Annotated in this window: 13 protein-coding genes; 8 read left to right on the plus strand and 5 right to left on the minus strand. The window is 36.9% G+C overall.

What is annotated here, in order from left to right; all coding sequences use genetic code 11:
- Positions 1 to 310 precede the first annotated feature (310 nt).
- Complete coding sequence (locus ACYT6F_RS04035; RefSeq protein ID WP_472599982.1) at positions 311 to 2,224, plus strand: S8 family serine peptidase; 1,914 nt, start codon at positions 311 to 313, stop codon at positions 2,222 to 2,224.
- 68 nt (positions 2,225 to 2,292) lie between these two features.
- On the opposite strand, the gene ACYT6F_RS04040 is transcribed toward ACYT6F_RS04035, so the two are convergent.
- From ACYT6F_RS04040 to rimP, 5 genes are all read right to left on the minus strand, one after another.
- On the minus strand, positions 2,293 to 3,852 hold the full coding sequence (locus ACYT6F_RS04040; protein ID WP_472599983.1) for a RagB/SusD family nutrient uptake outer membrane protein: 1,560 nt from the start codon (positions 3,850 to 3,852) through the stop codon (positions 2,293 to 2,295).
- A gap of 22 nt (positions 3,853 to 3,874) precedes the next feature.
- Positions 3,875 to 6,790, minus strand: a complete 2,916-nt coding sequence (locus ACYT6F_RS04045) for a SusC/RagA family TonB-linked outer membrane protein (protein WP_472599984.1) — start codon at positions 6,788 to 6,790, stop codon at positions 3,875 to 3,877.
- Between the two features lie 306 nt (positions 6,791 to 7,096).
- Entirely contained in the window at positions 7,097 to 10,114 is a 3,018-nt protein-coding gene (gene infB / locus ACYT6F_RS04050) for a translation initiation factor IF-2 (RefSeq protein ID WP_472599985.1), read from the minus strand.
- A gap of 78 nt (positions 10,115 to 10,192) precedes the next feature.
- Positions 10,193 to 11,428 carry a transcription termination factor NusA gene (nusA, locus tag ACYT6F_RS04055; protein WP_472599986.1) on the minus strand — a complete coding sequence of 412 codons (1,236 nt, stop codon included), beginning with the start codon at positions 11,426 to 11,428 and terminating at the stop codon, positions 10,193 to 10,195.
- 15 nt (positions 11,429 to 11,443) lie between these two features.
- Positions 11,444 to 11,911 carry a ribosome assembly cofactor RimP gene (rimP, locus tag ACYT6F_RS04060; protein WP_472599987.1) on the minus strand — a complete coding sequence of 156 codons (468 nt, stop codon included), beginning with the start codon at positions 11,909 to 11,911 and terminating at the stop codon, positions 11,444 to 11,446.
- Positions 11,912 to 12,122: 211 nt separating this feature from the next.
- On the opposite strand from rimP, the gene ACYT6F_RS04065 reads away from it, so the two are divergent.
- The 7 genes from ACYT6F_RS04065 to ACYT6F_RS04095 all read left to right on the plus strand — a co-directional run bounded on the left by ACYT6F_RS04065 (position 12,123) and on the right by ACYT6F_RS04095 (position 19,627).
- Entirely contained in the window at positions 12,123 to 13,433 is a 1,311-nt protein-coding gene (locus tag ACYT6F_RS04065; protein ID WP_472599988.1) for a UDP-glucose dehydrogenase family protein, read from the plus strand.
- A 64-nt stretch (positions 13,434 to 13,497) separates the two neighbouring features.
- Positions 13,498 to 14,577 carry a dTDP-glucose 4,6-dehydratase gene (gene rfbB, locus ACYT6F_RS04070; protein ID WP_472599989.1) on the plus strand — a complete coding sequence of 360 codons (1,080 nt, stop codon included), beginning with the start codon at positions 13,498 to 13,500 and terminating at the stop codon, positions 14,575 to 14,577.
- Between the two features lie 10 nt (positions 14,578 to 14,587).
- Entirely contained in the window at positions 14,588 to 15,451 is an 864-nt protein-coding gene (gene rfbA / locus ACYT6F_RS04075; protein ID WP_472599990.1) for a glucose-1-phosphate thymidylyltransferase RfbA, read from the plus strand.
- A gap of 172 nt (positions 15,452 to 15,623) precedes the next feature.
- Positions 15,624 to 16,472: an ABC transporter permease gene (locus ACYT6F_RS04080; RefSeq protein ID WP_472599991.1), complete on the plus strand. Its 849-nt coding sequence runs from the start codon at positions 15,624 to 15,626 to the stop codon at positions 16,470 to 16,472.
- Between the two features lie 29 nt (positions 16,473 to 16,501).
- Positions 16,502 to 17,752 (plus strand): ABC transporter ATP-binding protein, encoded by a 1,251-nt coding sequence (locus ACYT6F_RS04085; RefSeq protein WP_472599992.1) that lies wholly within the window; start codon positions 16,502 to 16,504, stop codon positions 17,750 to 17,752.
- 13 nt (positions 17,753 to 17,765) lie between these two features.
- Complete coding sequence (locus ACYT6F_RS04090; RefSeq protein WP_472599993.1) at positions 17,766 to 18,548, plus strand: FkbM family methyltransferase; 783 nt, start codon at positions 17,766 to 17,768, stop codon at positions 18,546 to 18,548.
- Positions 18,545 to 19,627, plus strand: a complete 1,083-nt coding sequence (locus ACYT6F_RS04095) for a DegT/DnrJ/EryC1/StrS family aminotransferase (RefSeq protein ID WP_472599994.1) — start codon at positions 18,545 to 18,547, stop codon at positions 19,625 to 19,627. Before ACYT6F_RS04090 ends, ACYT6F_RS04095 begins: the two co-directional genes overlap by 4 nt.
- Position 19,628 lies beyond the last annotated feature (1 nt).

Here is a 19,628-nt window from a genome sequence, read left to right on the forward strand (position 1 = left end):
ATTTATAAAATGCAGTTAATCAGCAAAATATAATATTTAAATTTTTCGCTAATTCTATGAATTGTGATTGTGAACTTAACTTTATTATATTTTTGATTTTCTACAAATGCCCTATCTAAAGGCAAAACTTCAAATGCTTACAAATAACAATTATTAACAGTTCATTTTAAATACAAAAAATACTTTCTCAATAGCAATAATCTACTGATATGAAATGTTAAAGAAAAATTAAGATATCAATTTTTCCATCAACATTATTTCTATAAAGTTTATGATTTTTCTATTTTTATTACTTAGCAAACACATTCACATGAAAAATAAAAAAATATTACTATTTACTGCAGTTTCATCATTTTTTATGCTACATGGCCAAAGTGCAGAAGAGCGAAAGGCAATTTCATTATATTCTAACAAATCCGCTAATATTATTTTACAAAAAAGATTATATGATGAAAAGATCCAGCGTGATATGAGATTATCCGTATTCTTAAATAAGAATACGGAATATTCCAAGAGAGTCAGCCTACCAAATTTCGGAACTAAAGAACTTATTGATGTATTGCCAAACGGGGAATTCATTTATGCACAAACTGATAATGAAGGGGCTGCTATTACAGCAAGATCCAACAGACTGTATAGCAGCGGCGGCCTAAGCTTAAACATACAGGGACAAAATATGGTAACAGGTGTTTGGGACGGCGGAAGCGCCCGAACTACCCATCAGGAGTTTATGGTAGGCGGAAGTTCTAAGCTTACCAATATGGATGGCTCACTTATGGATGATCATGCTACTCATGTAACTGGAACTATTTGCGCACAAGGAACTGTTTCCACAGTTAGAGGTATTGCTTTTAATGCATCAGCACTTAATTATGATTGGAACGATGATCTCTCTGAAATACTGTCACAAGCCAGTGCAGGATTATTAACTTCCAATCATTCATATGGCTTTGGTGCATTGAGTAGTCTTTGGTTTTTTGGCGCCTATGACTCCCGTGCACAATCATTTGACGAGATTTGTTATAATAATCCATATTATTTACCTGTTGTTTCAGCAGGAAATAGCAGAAACAACACTACAACCCCCCCAGCTTCTACCCAAATCCCGAATAAAGGTGGCTATGATCTGATATACGGCCATGCGAATGCAAAAAATGTAATGACTGTAGCTGCTGTCAATGAAGTTTTAAATTACATAGACAGATCAAGCGTAACTATGTCCTCCTTTAGCAGTTGGGGACCATCCGATGACGGCAGAATAAAGCCTGATATTTCTACGAAGGGGGTAAGTGTACGATCTACATTAAGTACGTCAAATGCTGCTACCGGTCTTTCGTCCGGAACATCTATGGCCTCCCCAGGAATTACCGGAGTAGTTTTATTATTGCAGCAATATTATAAGCAGCTATATTCCAACTATATGAGGTCAGCTACTGTAAAAGGTTTAATCTTGCATACTGCAGATGAAGCTGGCTTCTGGCAAGGACCAGATTACGAATACGGATGGGGATTAGTTAATGCAGAAAGAGCCGCTATTGCCGTACGTGATAAAAATTCTACAACGCCTTCAAGAAGCATTATTGATGAGCTTTCTTTGAACAACGGTGCTACTTACACAAAAACAATTACTGCAAGTGGGACAAGTCCTTTAAAGGTTTCAATTTCCTGGACAGATCCTCAGTCTCCATTTTTTAATTCCGGTACGGTAGACCCAACTACAAAATATCTGGTAAATGACCTGGATATAAAAATCACAAAGGACGGAGTAACTTATTATCCATGGAAAATGCAGGGCATGTCTTTACCATCTGAGAATGCAACTAACACAAGTACTAATGACGTTGATAATTTTGAAAGAATAGATATTAACAATCCATCTGGGACATATACCATAACTGTTACGCATAAAGGGATACTCTCCGGAGGCAGTCAAAATTTTTCTTTAATTGCAACCGCAGGTTCTCTCAGTACTTTGAGTGTTGGAGAAATTACTCAAAAAGAAATGCCCCAAGTTTACCCAAATCCTGCCAAAGATTATATTTATATCAATGAAACTGAAAGTAATTTAAGAGTTACAGTTTATGATATTTCCGGAAAGATGGTTTTAAAATCATCATTGACTAACAGTAGACTTGATATCAGAAGTTTAGAAAAAGGGAATTATGTTGTAAGCTATATAAGTAAAAAGGGAATAAAAAAGAATTTCAAATTTATTAAAGAATAGATATTTTTAGTCATCCCAATATAAAAAACCGCCTCAAATGAGACGGTTTTTTATCGGCTAAACTGATATTAATAACCAGGATTTTGCTTAATAACCAAGTTCGCATTTATCTCTTCAAAAGGAATTGGCAATGTGAATCGGTAATCATTAGGCGCAATTGTCTTCTCAGGCATATTTTCAGTATCTCTAATATTTCTGTCAACCTGCTCACCCGCTAGGGCACCAAGACGTTTAATATCAAGATATCTATGGCCTTCAAAAGCAAGTTCTACTCTTCTTTCTTTTAAAATATCTTTCCAAGCGGCCTGAGCATTTGCGTATACAGGTAAAGCTACTGGAGCAATATAGTTTCTGGCATCTCTTATCGCCTTAATTTGAGCTGCAGCTCCTGCTAGATCATTTGCCGCTACTCTTGCTTCAGCCTTAATTAAATACATTTCAGAAAGTCTGAACACTTTCAAGTCATTATTTAAAGGTGCACCACTTGGTTTTCCAGGATATTTATCAATACATAAAACGTCATCCATTTTATAATTTGGATTCGTAAGATAAGTTGGATCCACTTTAGTTGTTGGATCAAGGTAAGCTCTTCTTCTGATATCTCCCGGAGTGTTATCTAATATATTGAATAGATTTCTTCCCATTTCCATAAATGGACCACCTGTAAGGTTAGTTTGATTGAAATAATAAATATTTCCAATAGTTCCTTTACCAACAGATCTATCCAATGCAAAAATTACTTCTCCCTGATCAAGATCAGCCCACATTCTCCTATAAGGATTTGTTGTAGAAGATGAATAATATTGCGTATTCCATGCATTAGAACCTACGGTACCCCCTGGAATAGGAGTAGCAGGAGTTAAAACTAAGCCTGAGGTACTGATCACTTTATTAGCATATAATTCTGCATCTGCATATTTCCCTCTGTATGCATTCATTCTGGCTCTTAAAGCATTAATCATATTAACACTTATATACTTCCATTTTGATAAACTCATTGCAGGAGTACCTAAATTAGTTTCTGCGTAATCTAGGTCTGCGTTAATTTGCGCAAAAACTTCTCCTACAGAGTTTCTTGGTCTAGAATCATTTACGTCATCCGGAACGTCTGTTAACAAGATCACACCAGGTGCGCTATCATTTTTTAAGTCAGTAGCAAAAAATGATAATAACTGAAAATGACAGAATGCTCTGATTGCTCTAGCTTGAGCTAATATTGAATTATATTTAGCCTGATCCGTAACATCAGTCGGAGTAATAGACTTAGCCCCTCTTATGAGTCTATTTGCATAGTTGATAGACTGATAATGTGAAAGCCACATACTTGCAACACTACTTCCTTCTGCTGAAGTTGTAGGGTTAATGATAAATCGGTACAATCCATTGTTTTGCCCGCCATTCTGGGACCCTAATGATGTTTCGTCAGTTAAAAGACCTGTGAACTCAATTTCACCTACACCATTGATTTTATCATATGTTTCATTAAGAAATAACTGCATATCCGTTGTAGTTTTGAAAGTCGCAGCTTCCGAAAACTCACCGGCTTGTTGTATATCGTAAGCATCCTTACATGAATTAACAACGGGTAATATTGACAGTAACGATATTGTTAAGAGTATTTTTTTCATAACTTAAATAATTTTAATTTTTTTAGAATTCAGCTTCAACACCAAATGAAATAATTTTCGGAGTCGGGTATCCACCATATGTACTAGTTGAATAAGCCTCAGCATCAAAACCTCTCCATTTAGTCCAAGTATACATATTCTCAGCTGTAGCAAACACCTTCAATGATTTTATTGGGGTTGTTTTTAAGAGATCTTTAGAAACATTATAACCAACTGCAATATTTCTAAGTCTTATATACGACGCGTCTCTTAAAAATCTATCAGAAAAGTCTTCCGACTGAGTATAGTTACTAGCATCAATTGCAGGAACATCACTGTTAGTGTTTGTTGGAGACCATGCATATAGAAGATCTCTTGTAACAGGGAATGCACCTAAATTAGCCTGCGGGTTAGAAAGTCCTTGTAAATCTGCATCCACTCTCCATACATCTGCTGCAAAAGTAAATAACACATCAACATAGAAGCCTTTGTATGAAGTTTCCAGACCAAAACCTCCCTGATATTTCGGAATTGGTGATTTTCCGGTGAATCTTCTATCCAAATCTGTTGGGTTTTCTGTAGTATTTCCGAATCTGTCCAGGAATAACATATTCCCGTTTTCTTTGTTTACCCCTACATAAGGTACCATGAAATATTCATATGCCAAGTGTCCTTCCGCATAGATTACGCCGTCTGAAGGTCTTCTGTAATTCATTGTTAAGAATGGATTACCCTCACCTGTTAACATCGTGTATGGCATCTTAGTAATTTTATTGTTATTATAAGACCCATTAGCAAAAACTGTTAAGTTAAAGTCTTTTCCTCTAAATGGGCTATATCTTACTAATGCTTCAATACCATCATTCTTCATATCCCCTAAATTTCCAGTAAGGGTATACTGTCCATTGATAGCTGATATATTAATAGTATTGAACATATCTGTTGTCTTTTTTCTATAAACATCAACAGATCCGGTAATCAATGAGTTTTTATAATCAAAATCTACCCCGATATTTGCCTGAGAAATTTTCTCCCAACTGAAGTTCCTGTTTGCAATGGTAGAGACACCAATTGATGACAAACCACCGTACCCTGACTGAGAGGAGTTAAGATCCCTAACAACCTGATTACCGGTATACAGTAAATTGGCTCCTGCTGTTGAGCTACCTAGGTTGGCATTTCCTTGAGTACCGTAAGACCCTCTAAGTTTTAACAAATTAAATGATGAGTTTGCTAAAAAACTTTCTTTATTAAGATTCCATCTTGCACCCGCAGACCAGAATGTTCCCCATCGGTTGTCATCAATAAATTTATAAGAAGCATCTCTTCTGATCATACCACTCACTCCATATTTACCATCATAATCATAATCTGCTGTGGCAAAATACGAGAACAAGCCTGCATCCTGCTGTAAAGCACTTACTGTCGGACGATAAAGGTTGGGTGTTGCCGCTGACCATGGAACATATCCTGTACCAGCACCTGGAGACCATGTTCTAGGATCCAAACCACTTTGTTGCATAGCCTGAACTCTTCTGTGAGCTTTAATATATTCTGAATATACTCCTACGTCAATCGTATGTTTATCACCAATGGTCTTGTTATAGTTTACTTTAGCAACGGAATTGAATCCAAAATCCTGATCAACAGACTGCAATTCAATACCTCCAAAAGCAGCACCTGCACTAACTTGTGATGTAATAGCTAAGTAAGACCAAGGAGCTCTTGCAAAGACTCTCTTATTTTCAGTAAAATCCACACCAGAAGTTATAGATGCGCTCAATTCATCGGTGAACTGATATTTTGCTGAAGTATTTGCCAATAATTTCAACTCGTTATATCTGTTTGGAACATTCCCCGGTTTCAAATAATCCATTAGCATATAAGGAACGATCTGGAAACTTGGAGCTCCGAAATCATTAAATAACTGTTGGCCATTTTGATACAAATTAGGATCGATATAAGGTGCAGAAGTTAAAAGCCCTTGTAACGGGTTTTGTAGTACGTTACCATCGATATCAGTTCTTGTTTCCTGCTCTAATTGATTTCTTTTTGAATAATTCGCACTGATACCAACACTGTAGGTAAATTTGTTATTATCTGATCTACCATCAATATTTTGTCTAAGGGTAAATCTTTTAAAGTCTGTAGTCGGAACGATACCTTCCTGCTCTAAATAACCTACCGAAGTATAAGACGATAAATTTTTCGAACCTGCAGTAACTGCAACGTTATGCGATTGTGAAAAACCTTTTCTAAAGAAGTATTTTTCCCAGTCTGTATCAATTGCATAATTGTCAATTTCAGCATCCGTCAAAGTAGCGCCTAATCCTGTTGCCCACTCCTTTTCTAACCTTAAGGTTTCTTTAGAGTTTGCAATATTGTATCTGTGTTTCTGTAATTCAGTAAACCCGGTATTACCAGAATATCTAACACTAATTTTATTATTGAATCTTCCTTTTTTTGTGGTAATTACAATAACACCATTAGCACCTCTGTTACCGTAAATTGAAGTTGCTTGAGCATCTTTCAAAATAGAAAAACTCTCAACGTCTTCAGGATTAAGTGATCTGAAAACTGACGAATTAACAGGAATACCATCAATTACATAAAGAGGATCAGTACTTCCACTTAAAGAAGATATACCTCTGATTAATACATTAATCTTAGCAGAACCCGGAGAACCTGAATTAGCAGAAATTTGCATCCCCGGTGCAGTACCCTGTAAGGAAGTTACCATGGAAATATTAGGTCTGTTTTCAATCTGTTCCGCTAAAACTGTTGTTTGAGCTGTGGTTGTTAAAGATTTAACAATTTTGTTATTATAACCCAAAACAACTACCTCCTCAATCTTTTGTTCTTTTAACTGTTTAGTACTAGTTGTATCTTCTTGAGCAAAAACTGCCTGCCCTGTAAAAAATAATACACCAGCTGTCAGTACACGTAATTTAACATTCATATTAACAAATTTTAATATATTTTAGCGCAAATATGTTAATAAATTTTAACACACGCAAATTTTTAATATTCAATCTTTTTTAAGATTATTTTTACGTATATATCAATAATAACATCTTTATACTGTAAATTATAATAATACATAATTGATTACCAATTAAAAATAAATAAACATCATTATTATAAAATTTAACATATATCATTTAACATAATCATAATTATTTAGAATCATTACAAATTATATTTCGCATATAAAAAGGCCCGCTTTATTTAAAAGCGGGCCTTTTTTATCTCCGGTGAGTGATTTTTATTTTAGCTTCTTTTTAACAGCTACTTCCTCGTAAACTTCCAGAATATCACCAACTTCTATGTCGTTATATCCTTTCAGATTCAATCCACACTCGTAGCCTTTGGTGACTTCTTTTACGTCATCTTTGAAACGTTTCAAACTTTCAAGTTCGCCGTCGAATTTCACGATGCCGTCTCTAAGCAAACGTACTTTGGACTGTCTTGTAACTTTTCCTGTAAGAACCATACAACCTGCAATAGTTCCCACTTTAGAAATCTTGAATACTTCACGGATTTCAACATTACCAATCACCTGCTCCTGAATTTCAGGAGAAAGCATTCCTTCCATCGCTTCTTTTACCTCATCAATAGCTTTATAGATTACAGAATAGGTTCTGATTTCAATTTCTTCACGGTCTGCAAGATCTTTGGCATTTGCACCGGCTCTTACGTTAAATCCGATAATAATCGCATCAGACGCTGCCGCTAAGTTGATATCAGATTCAGTGATCTGCCCCACACCTGAGTGAAGGATTTTCACACTGATCTCTTCTGTAGATAATCTCTGTAACTGATCAGAAAGTGCTTCTACTGAACCGTCCACATCACCTTTAAGGATAATATTCAATTCTTTAAACTCTCCTAAAGCAATACGTCTACCCAATTCTTCAAGTGTTGTATGCTTTTTAGTTCTGATAGAAAGTTCTCTCTGAAGCTGTTCTCTCTTGTTGGCAATCGCTTTACCTTCACTTTCGTCAGCGTAAACTCTGAATTTATCACCTGCTGTAGGCGCTCCATCCAGACCTAAAATGGTGGCCGGAATTGAAGGACCTGCTTCAGAAAGATTTTTACCTCTTTCATCAAGCAAAGCTTTTACTTTACCATGATTTTTACCTGCTACTACGTAGTCTCCAACTCTTAAAGTTCCGGTTTGTACTAGCATTGTAGCAACGTAACCTCTACCTTTATCTAATGAAGCTTCAATAACAACACCCTGTGCACTTCTGTCCGGATTAGCTTTCAGCTCAAGCATTTCTGCCTGAAGCAATACTTTTTCCAGTAAAGTATCTACATTATTACCGAATTTCGCAGAAATTTCCTGTGCCTGAACGTTTCCACCCCATTCTTCTACCAAAATATTCATTCCGGAAAGCTGTTGTCGGATATTATCAGGATTCGCATTCGGTTTATCAACTTTATTGATGGCAATAATCATCGGTACACCTGCAGCCTGCGCGTGAGAGATTGCTTCTTTTGTTTGAGGCATTACATCATCATCGGCAGCAATTACGATAATTGCAATATCGGTAACCTGTGCACCTCTTGCTCTCATCGCCGTAAAGGCTTCGTGACCCGGTGTATCTAAGAATGTAATTCTTTGTCCGTTTTCCAGTTTAACATTATAAGCACCAATGTGCTGAGTAATACCTCCTGATTCACCGGCAATTACGTTTGTTTTTCTGATGTAATCCAGCAATGAGGTCTTACCGTGGTCTACGTGACCCATTACCGTTACAATCGGAGCTCTTGGAAGGAGATCTTCTTCGTTATCAATTTCATCTTCAGAATCTGAATCTTCAAGATCCGCATCCGAGAATTCAATTTTATACCCGAATTCATCTGCCACCAATAATAAGGTGTCCGCTTCAAGTCTCTGGTTCATTGTAACCATTACTCCTAATGAGAAACATGCAGAAATTACTTCTGTAGGAGAAACATTCATTAAACTTGCCAATTCACCAACCGTGATGAATTCAGTTACTTTTAATGTTCTGTCTGCCGCATCAATTTCCTGCTGACGCTCGTCCTGTTCTCTACGGAAGTTCCTCTTATCTTTTCTGTGTTTAGCAGATTTCGATTTACCTCCTTTATTGGTTAATTTTTCAAGGGTTTCCTTGATCTGGTTTTTAACTTGTTCATCCGTCAATTCAACAGGCATTGTTCTTTGACCAGGTCTGTTTCCGCCTTGTCCGCCTCTGTTGAATCCTCCTCTGTTTCCACCTTGACCTCCTTGTCCTTGAGGACGATTTCCTTGTCCGGCCTGGTTGTTTCCAAAACGGTTTCCGCCTTGACCTCCCTGTCCTGGAGGACGGTTACCCAGTCCACCTTGACCCTGAGGACGGTTTCCTTGTCCGCCCTGATTATTTCCAAAACGATTTCCACCCTGGCCTCCCTGTCCTTGAGGACGGTTCCCTTGTCCCTGGTTATTACCTCCTTGTTGGTTATTGTTTCCACCTTGCTGATTTCCTCCGCCCGGTTTCTCAATTCTTTTTCTTTTCTTTTTAGCTCCTGCTCCCTGTTTAGGGGCAAACTGAGTTAAATCGATTTTTTCTCCAACAATTTTAGGACCGTCAAGTTTTTGATAAACGGTTTCAATTTTTTGTGGTTCCTGAGATCCCTCCTCTGCTTTTGCAGGTTCTGCTGCTTTTTCTTCAACCGGTTTTGCAACGGGTTTTTCGGCAACAGGTTGCGGAGTCTCTTTTACAGGTTCTACAGGTTTGGTTGCAGGTTTTTCCTCTTCTTTTTTATCTTCTGTTTTCGATTTGTCTTTTTTCACGGGTCTGTTTCGGGACTCGATCTGAGACAAATCTATTTTATCCAGAACTTTGAATTCCTGTTTTTCAGGAGTTGCTTTCACTTCAGGAGCAGGTGCAACTTCCTCTTTTTTCTCTTCCGCCACAGGTTCCGGCTTCGGAGCAGGAGTTTCTTCCACTTCAGGTTTTTTAGGCTCTAAGTCTATTTTCCCTAAAATTTTAGTTTCCGGTTTATTAGCTTTAGCTCTTATTACTTCAGGGGTTTTCTTTTCTTCAATTTCCAGTTTTTCTTCCGGAACTTTTGTGATCACCACCTCATGGGAAGCTTTTCGCTGTTCGCCGTCCTTGGCAAACTCAGCCTCCAATGCAGAATATGCCGCTTCTTCTAATTGAGCGTTAGGATTGCTTTCAACCTCAATGCCCTTTGACTGTAAAAATTCTACTAATCTGGACATGGAAATGTTGAATTCCTTAACCGCTTTATTTAATCTAATTTTTGGCATCTATATTATTTACTGTTTTTTAATTCTTAAAATTAAAGTATTTCTTTTTTACTGTTTATTAAAATTTATTTATAAATCTTAATCTTCGAATTCTTCTCTCAGAATACGTTTCACATCTTCAATGGTTTCCTCTTCAAGATCTACCATGTTCAATAAACTTTCAGTTTCTTTATCCAAAACCGATTTTGCTGTGGTAAGCCCTACTTTTTTAAATTCATCCAGAATCCACTGATCGATATCGTCATTGAATTCTTTCAATTCAACGTCGTCATCTTCGCTGGCTTCTCTATGTACATCAATTTCATAACCTGTCAACCAAGAAGCAAGTCTGATATTCTGACCTTGTTTTCCGATAACTTTGGAAATCTCTTCAACGGGCGTATATACTAATGCATATTGCTGATCCTCGTTGATGTCAATTTTATTGATGGTAACATTTCCTAAAGCTCTTTTCACTAAAATTTCAGGGTTTTTAGACCACTGGATCACATCGATGTTTTCATTTCTCAGTTCTCTTACCACACCGTGAATTCTTGATCCTTTCACTCCCACACAAGCTCCTACAGGATCGATTCTGTCGTCGTAAGCATCTACTGCAATTTTCGCCTTCTCACCAGGAATTCTTACCACTTTCTTCAGCATAATCGTTCCGTCCTGGATCTCAGGAATTTCCAGCTCCAATAATTTCTCAAGGAATTTAGGTGCAGTCCTGGAAATAATAATCTGCGGTTTTGAACCTTTGAAATCTACTGTTTCTACAATAGCCCTGATATTTTCTCCTTTTTTAAAGAAATCGGATGGGATTTGATTTTCTTTAGGCAAAATAAATTCGTTTCCTTCATCATCAAGCAGAATTACATGCTTATGACGGATATGGTGAATTTCTCCTACTACGATCTCCCCGATTCTGTCTTTAAACTGCTCATATAACATGGCATTGTTGTGCTCCTGCAATTTCGTAGCCAAAATCTGCTTCAGGGTAAGAATATTTCTTCTTCCCAGCTGTGCAACAGGAATTTCCATTGTGAAATCTTCACCTACTTCAAAAGTAGGATCAATTTTTTTAGCTTCGGAAATTTCGATTTCAAGATCATCATCTTCAGACATTTCGTCTTCTACAATGGTTTTATTTAAAAAGATCTGAAAATCGCCTTTATCAGGGTTTACAATCACATCGAAATGGTCATCCGAATCATATCTCTTTCTTAAAAGAGTTTTCAGTGAATCTTCAATAATCGCCATAAGATCAATCTTACTGATCCCCTTTTCGTCTTTAAAATCACCAAAGGATTCAATCAACGCTATATTGTCCATGTATTCTTTTTTCTTTTAAAATTTAATTGTTACTAATGCTTTTTTAATCTCAGAGTACGGAATTTCTTTTTCCTCCTCCACATCTACTTTACCTTTCCCAATATCCTTCGGCTTTCGGTAACGCAGAATAAGGGTAATCTTTTCTTCATCTATTTTTGCCAGCTCACCTTCAATTTTCGAAGAGTCGTTCAGCAAAACTTCGATCTCTCTTCCGATGTTTTTAGCAAACTGTCTCGGGGTCGCCAAAGGTTCGCTTAAACCGGCAGACATTACCTGCAGGCTAAAATCATGCTCCTCACGGTCCATATTGAATTCTATAGCACGGCTTGCATCCAGGCAATCTTGTAGAGAAACCCCGTTATCACCATCTAAAATCACTGTAATATCATCTCCGGCAGAAATTTTCAGATCTATAAGAAATAAATCCTTTCTGGTTTCCAGAAAATCATTTAATAATTCTTCAATTCTTTTTCTAAACTCCATATGTTATTTAAAATGCTGATTTACCCGTACGAAAAAAGGCTTTCTTCCGAAGGCCTTCCCATGTTTTTCCGTAAATCCACTGCAAATATACGAATTTTTATCAAAAAAGCAAAATATCTTATTATCAATACAATAAGTTAATTATTATTTAAAATATAATCATGATTGTATTTTTATTACTTTTGTACTAATTTTAAAAAATACATTTACTTTGAATATTACTATTGTAGGAACAGGTTATGTAGGATTAGTCACAGGAACGACTTTAGCAGAACTTGGAAATTCAGTATACTGTGTAGATATTGATGAAAAAAAAGTTGAGGGAATGAAAAACGGCGTAGTTCCCATTTATGAGCCAAATCTTGAGGAGATGTTTTTAAGAAATATCCAGTCCGAGAGATTATTTTTCACGACCGATTTAAAAGAAGCATTAGACAAAAGCGAAGTTATTTATTTAGCCTTGCCCACTCCGCCGGGAGAAGACGGATCAGCTGACCTTTCTTATGTACTGAAGGTAGCTTCCGATATCGGGGAAATGATGACCGATTACAAAGTCATTGTCAACAAAAGTACTGTACCTGTAGGTACTGCCGATAAAGTAAGGGAAGTAATTGAATCAAAAACAACAATTCCTTTTGATGTTGTATCCAATCCGGAATTTTTGAGAGAAGGTTTTGCCGTTGAAGATTCCATGAATCCTTCAAGAGTAGTAGTGGGATCAAGCTCGGAAAAAGCAAAGGATATTATGGCAATGATCTATCAGCCTTTTACCAATACGGGAGTTCCTATTATATTTATGGATGAAAAATCATCTGAACTTACAAAATATGCTGCCAATTCATTTCTTGCCGTAAAAATTACCTTCATGAATGAAATTGCCAACTATTGTGAAAAGGTGGGAGCAGATGTAGATAAAGTTCGTCTTGGAATGGGAAGTGACGACAGAATAGGTCACAGATTCCTGTTTCCGGGAATCGGGTACGGCGGAAGCTGTTTCCCTAAAGATGTAAAAGCTTTGATAAAATCAGGAAAAAATGAAGAGTTTGATTTTCAGATTCTGGAAGCTACAGAAAAAGTGAATGCAGCACAAAAAGTAATCCTGGTTGGAGAAATTGAGAAATATTTCGGCGGGAATATCGAAGGAAAAACAATTGCAATGTGGGGACTGGCTTTTAAAGCGAATACCGATGACATCCGCGAGGCATCTTCACTTGATAATATTTCCATTTTATTGGAAAAAGGCGCAAAAATTGTTGCGTATGATTCCGTTGCAGAAAATAATGTAAAAAAACTTCTTGGGAATAAAATTCATTTTGCCAAAACCATGTATGAAGCCTTGGAAAATGCAGATGCCTTATTCATCGCAACAGAATGGCCCGAATTCAAAAATCCTAATTTTGAACTCATGGCAAAAAAAATGAAAAACAAAGCTGTTTTTGACGGAAGAAATATGTATCCATTGGAAATTCCCGAGCAAAACGGATTCTATTATAAAAGTATAGGCCGCAAAACCATCCGGTAAGACCCAAGTTAAAGTAAATCAATAATGCCAAAAGCCAAAAGCCGCGGCCAATAACACAAAAAACATGAAAAATATAATCATTACAGGTGGCGCCGGATTCATCGGCTCGCATGTTGTAAGAGAATTTGTAAAAAATAACCCGGATATTACCATTATCAATCTGGATGCCCTTACTTATGCCGGAAACCTTGAGAACCTAAAGGATATTGAGAACGAATCCAATTATGTTTTCGAGAAAGCAGACATAACAAAACCCGAAGAATTAAGACCTATTTTTGAAAAATATAACCCTGATGCCGTAGTACATTTAGCTGCAGAAAGCCATGTAGACAGAAGCATCACGGACCCGATGGCATTCATCAATACCAACGTAAACGGTACGGCGAATCTTTTAAATCTATGTAAAGAATTCTGGACGCTAAATCCCGATCATACTCATGGAAGACTCCCTGATGAAAAAAGAAAAAACCTTTTCTATCATATTTCTACCGATGAAGTCTATGGAAGCCTGGGTGAAACAGGATTTTTTTTAGAAACCACACCATACGATCCGCAGTCTCCATACTCTGCTTCAAAAGCAGCCTCTGATCACTTGGTAAGAGCTTACGGAAATACGTACGGAATGCCTTTTATCGTATCAAACTGTTCAAACAATTATGGTCCGAATCATTTCCCTGAAAAATTAATTCCACTTTGTATATCTAATATTATCAATGAGAAACCTTTGCCGATTTACGGTGATGGCAAATATACGAGAGACTGGCTTTTTGTCATTGATCACGCAAAAGCAATCCACCAGATTTTCAATGATGCTAAAACAGGGGAAACCTACAATATCGGAGGATTCAACGAATGGCAGAATATTGATCTGGTAAAAGAACTTATCCGACAAATGGATGCAAAACTGAACCAACCTGAAGGCTACTCTGAAAAACTGATTACTTTTGTAAAAGACAGACCGGGACACGACAAACGCTATGCTATTGATGCTACAAAGCTAAATAAAGATTTAGGATGGAAGCCATCGGTAACTTTTGAAGAAGGATTGGCCAAAACCATCGACTGGTATCTGGAAAATAAAGAGTGGCTGGAAAATGTAACAAGCGGAGACTATCAGAAATACTACGAAAAACAATATCACTAAGCACAATACAATGAAAGGTATTATTTTAGCCGGGGGCTCAGGGACAAGGCTCTATCCCCTTACCATTGCAGTCAGTAAACAGCTGATGCCGATTTATGACAAACCGATGATTTATTATCCGCTGTCAACTTTACTATTGGCAGGAATCAAAGATATTCTTATTATCACAACACCTCATGACCAGGAAGGTTTTATCAAGCTTTTGGGTGATGGATCACAGATTGGCTGCAATATTCAGTATGTGGTACAGCCAAGTCCCGACGGATTGGCACAGGCATTTATTCTGGGAGATGACTTTATTGGAGGTGATGCTGCAGCACTGGTTTTAGGTGATAATATTTTCTACGGTTCCGAAATGGGAACTTTACTTAAAAATAAAACTAATCCTGAAGGGGGAGTTGTTTTTGCGTATCACGTTTCAGACCCCGAAAGATATGGCGTTGTAGAGTTTGATGATGATTTCAAAGCGGTTTCCATTGAAGAAAAACCACTGAAACCGAAGTCTAATTACGCGGTTCCGGGATTATACTTTTATGATAATGAGGTCGTTGAAATTGCAAAGAATATCCAGCCCTCTGCGAGAGGAGAACTTGAGATCACGGACGTAAATAACGTTTATCTGAGCAAAGGGAAACTTGAAGTAGGCGTTCTGGACAGAGGTACTGCGTGGCTTGATACCGGAACTTTCGATTCTCTGAATGATGCTTCGGAATTTGTACGGGTGATTGAAAAAAGACAAGGATTCAAAATCGGATGTATTGAAGAAATTGCTTTCAGAAATAAATTCATTAATGAAGAAAAGCTTTTGCAAACTGCAGTAAAATATGGTAAAAGCGGCTATGGTGAATATTTAAAGCAGCTTGTTATTAAATAAATACAGGTCTTCAAATCATACCATCAAACTATTGACATAAATATCGTATTTCACAATAAATATTACTATATAAGCTATAGCTTATAATTTTTTTAACTGAATAATAATTTTTTAAGAATAAAATATACGAGATATAAGAAAATAATATAAATTTGCATTAAACTCTACACAAATGAATGAACCACAAAAAAAGTGGACCGAAATAATTGAAGCCAGGCATTCCCTGTTTGACTTAAAATTAAAAGAGGTATGGAATTATAAAGATCTCGTTTACATGTTTGTTAAACGAGACTTCATATCAAGTTTTAAGCAGACAATCTTAGGTCCCATCTGGTTTTTTATAAACCCGATCTTCACTACACTTACTTTCCTCATTGTTTTTGGCAAAATTGCCGGTTTACCCACAGCTGGCGCACCGCCTTTGTTGTTTTATCTTTCAGGGGTTACCCTCTGGAATTATTTTTCTTCGTGCCTTCTGAGCACCTCTTCCACATTTACAGGAAATGCCGGTATTTTCGGAAAGGTATATTTCCCAAGACTTGTGACACCTATTTCTATTGTCATTTCAAACCTGATGCGCTTCGGCGTGCAGTTCCTGCTATTCCTGTGCATCTGGGTATATTACCTGGCAAAAGGAGAAATTCAGCCTAATGTTTGGGTATTGGCAACGCCATTCCTTATTGTTCTTATGGCTCTCTTTGCGTTAGGAACGGGAATGATATTCTCCTCACTCACAACAAAATACAAAGACCTGAGCATGCTGATGGTTTTTGGAGTAAACTTATACATGTATGCGACTCCCGTTATTTATCCTACTTCAGCTTTACCTGGTCATTTCAGAGAGCTGGCTTTTTATAATCCGTTGACGGGAATTTTTGAGTGTTTTAAATATGCATGGCTCGGCACAGGGGATTTTTCTCCTGTAGTGCTTATGGTAAGTACATTGATCATTCTTTTACTTTTGACGGCAGGTACCCTTATATTTAATAAGGTGGAAAAAACTTTCATGGATACCGTTTAAAAATTATTAACATTCCCAATTCTACAATTATGCTGGCTTTAAAAGCAGAAAATATATCAAAGCAATACCGATTAGGACAGGTAGGCACCGGAACGCTATCCCATGACCTCAACCGTATATGGTACAGAATCAAGGGGAAAGAAGATCCTTATCTGAAGATCGGCGAAGCAAATGACAGAGCTGTAAAAGGAGCGTCTGAATATGTCTGGTCTCTGCAGGATATCAATTTCGAAATCGAGCAGGGTGATGCTGTTGGTATTATCGGCAGAAATGGCGCGGGCAAATCTACCCTTTTAAAACTATTAAGCAAGGTTACCAAACCTACTACCGGGAAAATATATACCCGGGGAAGAATTGCATCCCTATTAGAAGTCGGTACAGGTTTCCACCCTGAAATGACCGGCAGGGAAAATGTATTCCTTAATGGCGCTATTCTCGGAATGACCAGAAAAGAAATCAATAGAAAATTCGACGAAATCGTAGATTTTTCAGGAGTGGAAAGATATATTGATACGCCTGTAAAAAGATATTCTTCCGGAATGTATGTGCGTCTGGCTTTTGCCGTTGCAGCTCACTTAGAATCTGAAATCCTTATTGTTGATGAGGTTCTTGCAGTGGGCGATGCCGAGTTTCAAAAAAAATGCCTTGGCAAGATGGGAGATGTCACGAAGGGAGAAGGAAGAACTGTACTTTTTGTAAGTCACAGTATGGCTGCAGTAAAAACACTCTGTAACAATGGAATTTTACTTGAAAAAGGAATGGTAAAATATTCCGGAAATATAGATAATTGTGTAAGCTATTATCTCGGAAATTCTAAAGAAAATGAGTATATCAAATCTTTAGATATTGGGACAGACAATGTACGAATCAGAAGAATCGAAGTTAAAAATTCCGGCGCCGATGATTCTAAAAATCTTTATGAAAATCAGGGAATAGAATTAATAACAGACATTAATGTTTTAGCAGAAAATCCCAACAGGTATCATTTAACTTATGTTTTAAATAACGAACAAGGTGAACCTCTTTTTACTATTTCTCATTATGAACAATTTGGACTTCAATCCGGATCTAATACGTTAAAATGCAGCTTCCCGGCAAAATACTTTCAGTCGGGGAACTATTATTTAAGTTTATATATCATTGAAGATCGTTTGAGATCAGATTTTATCGAGCCTGATATATTTACATTCATTGTTGAAGATGCACCAAGAGAAATGGGCGACTGGACAGGACGAGAGCCAGGATATATTCGTCCGACATTTAAATGGAACTTATATTAAAAAAAATACACAGATGAAAAATTTATTACAGAAAATAGCCAAAAATGCAGGGTATACTATCATAAAAAATAAGAATTATGATGAGATTACCCGAAAAGCTAAAAATCCCGCTCCCGAAAATGAAAAAAATAATCTGTTGGGTAAGTTTTACACAACACTAAGAGCAATAAATTTCAGCCCCAATTTTATTGTTGATATAGGTGCAAATACCGGAACATGGACAAGAGAAGCCTTAAAACATTTTCCCGACTCGTCCTATCTTCTTATAGAACCACAGGAAAGACTTTCAGTACAATTTACAGACTTGTTGCAAAGTCCTAAAATAAAATATTTACCGGTAGGCGTTGGTGATAAAAATGATATATTAAAATTTACCCTCGTTGATAGGGATGATAGTTGCTCCTTTATTTACTCTGAAGAAGAAGCAGCTAAAATGGGATATGACCAAATTGAAGTTCCCATCAAAACCCTTAATTCTATTATTAAGGAAAATCACCTAAGCTATCCGGATATAGTAAAAATAGACGCCGAAGGTCTGGATCTTGAAGTAATTGACGGAGCATCAAATTTATTCGGAAAAACAGAAGTTTTTATTGTAGAAGCTGGCATTCAAAATAAACTTTACAAAAACTCTTTATTAAGACTTGTCAGCAAAATGGATGAAGCGGGATACGAACTGTATGATATTACCGATTTAAACAGGCCATTGCAGATTCCGGTTTTATGGCTTGTAGAACTTGTGTTTGTAAAAAAAGGAGGTAAGCTCACTCAATTTTCTGTAAATCTAAAGCTATGATTCCCGTAACACAACCCTTCCTGCCTCCTCAGGAAGAATATCAGAAATATTTAACCGGTATCTGGAAAAGAAACTGGCTCACCAACATGGGGCCTTTAGCCAGTCAGCTGGAAATGGAGTTAAAAGAATATCTCAGAATTAATCATTTATTATTTGTCACCAACGGAACTGTTGCCATACAAATGGCAATTAAAGCTTTAGGTATACAGGGAGAAATCATTACAACCCCATTCTCTTTTGTTGCAACAACCTCTTCTATAGTATGGGAAAACTGCACTCCGGTTTTTGTGGACATTGATCCTAAATCTTTGAATATAGACGTTCATAAAATAGAAGCGGCAATCACAGGAAAAACCTCCGCTATTCTGGCAACCCACGTTTACGGAAACCCTTGTGACGTTGAAGCTATAGAAAAAATTGCAAAAAAACATGATCTAAAAGTAATATATGATGCTGCACATGCTTTTGGTGTGGAAATCAATGGAAAATCTGTCTTTGAATATGGTGATATCTCAACATGTTCTTTACATGCGACTAAATTATATCACTCCATAGAAGGAGGTTTGCTGGTGACAAAAAATCCTGATTTACTAAAGAAACTAGCAGTAATGCGGAATTTTGGGATTTCGGGATTTGACAGCTTTTCGGACCTGGGAATCAATGGAAAGAACTCGGAATTTCATGCGGCTATGGGATTGGCTAATCTAAAATATATCCATAAGATACATGAAAAAAGGAAAGCTCTCTCCTCATTGTATGATAAAAAACTAGCCGGTTTAAGAGCTGAAAAACCTGTATGGCATCCACAGTCTGAAAATAATTTTGCTTACTATCCTATTATTTTAGAAAGTGAAGAATTACTTCTGAAGCTCAAGCAGCATATGGATCGCTTTGAGGTTTTTACAAGAAGATATTTTTACCCGAGTTTAGCGTCGTCGCTGCCGTATTTACCAAAAGTAAAAATGCCAATTACTGATGATATTGCCCGAAGAGTAATGTGTCTGCCTTTTTATTATGATTTAACATTCGAAGAGGTGGAATTAATTACAAGGTTAATGCTGAGAATTCAAAATAACTAAT

The sequence above is a fragment of the Chryseobacterium sp. NG-CE01 genome (assembly GCF_055695505.1).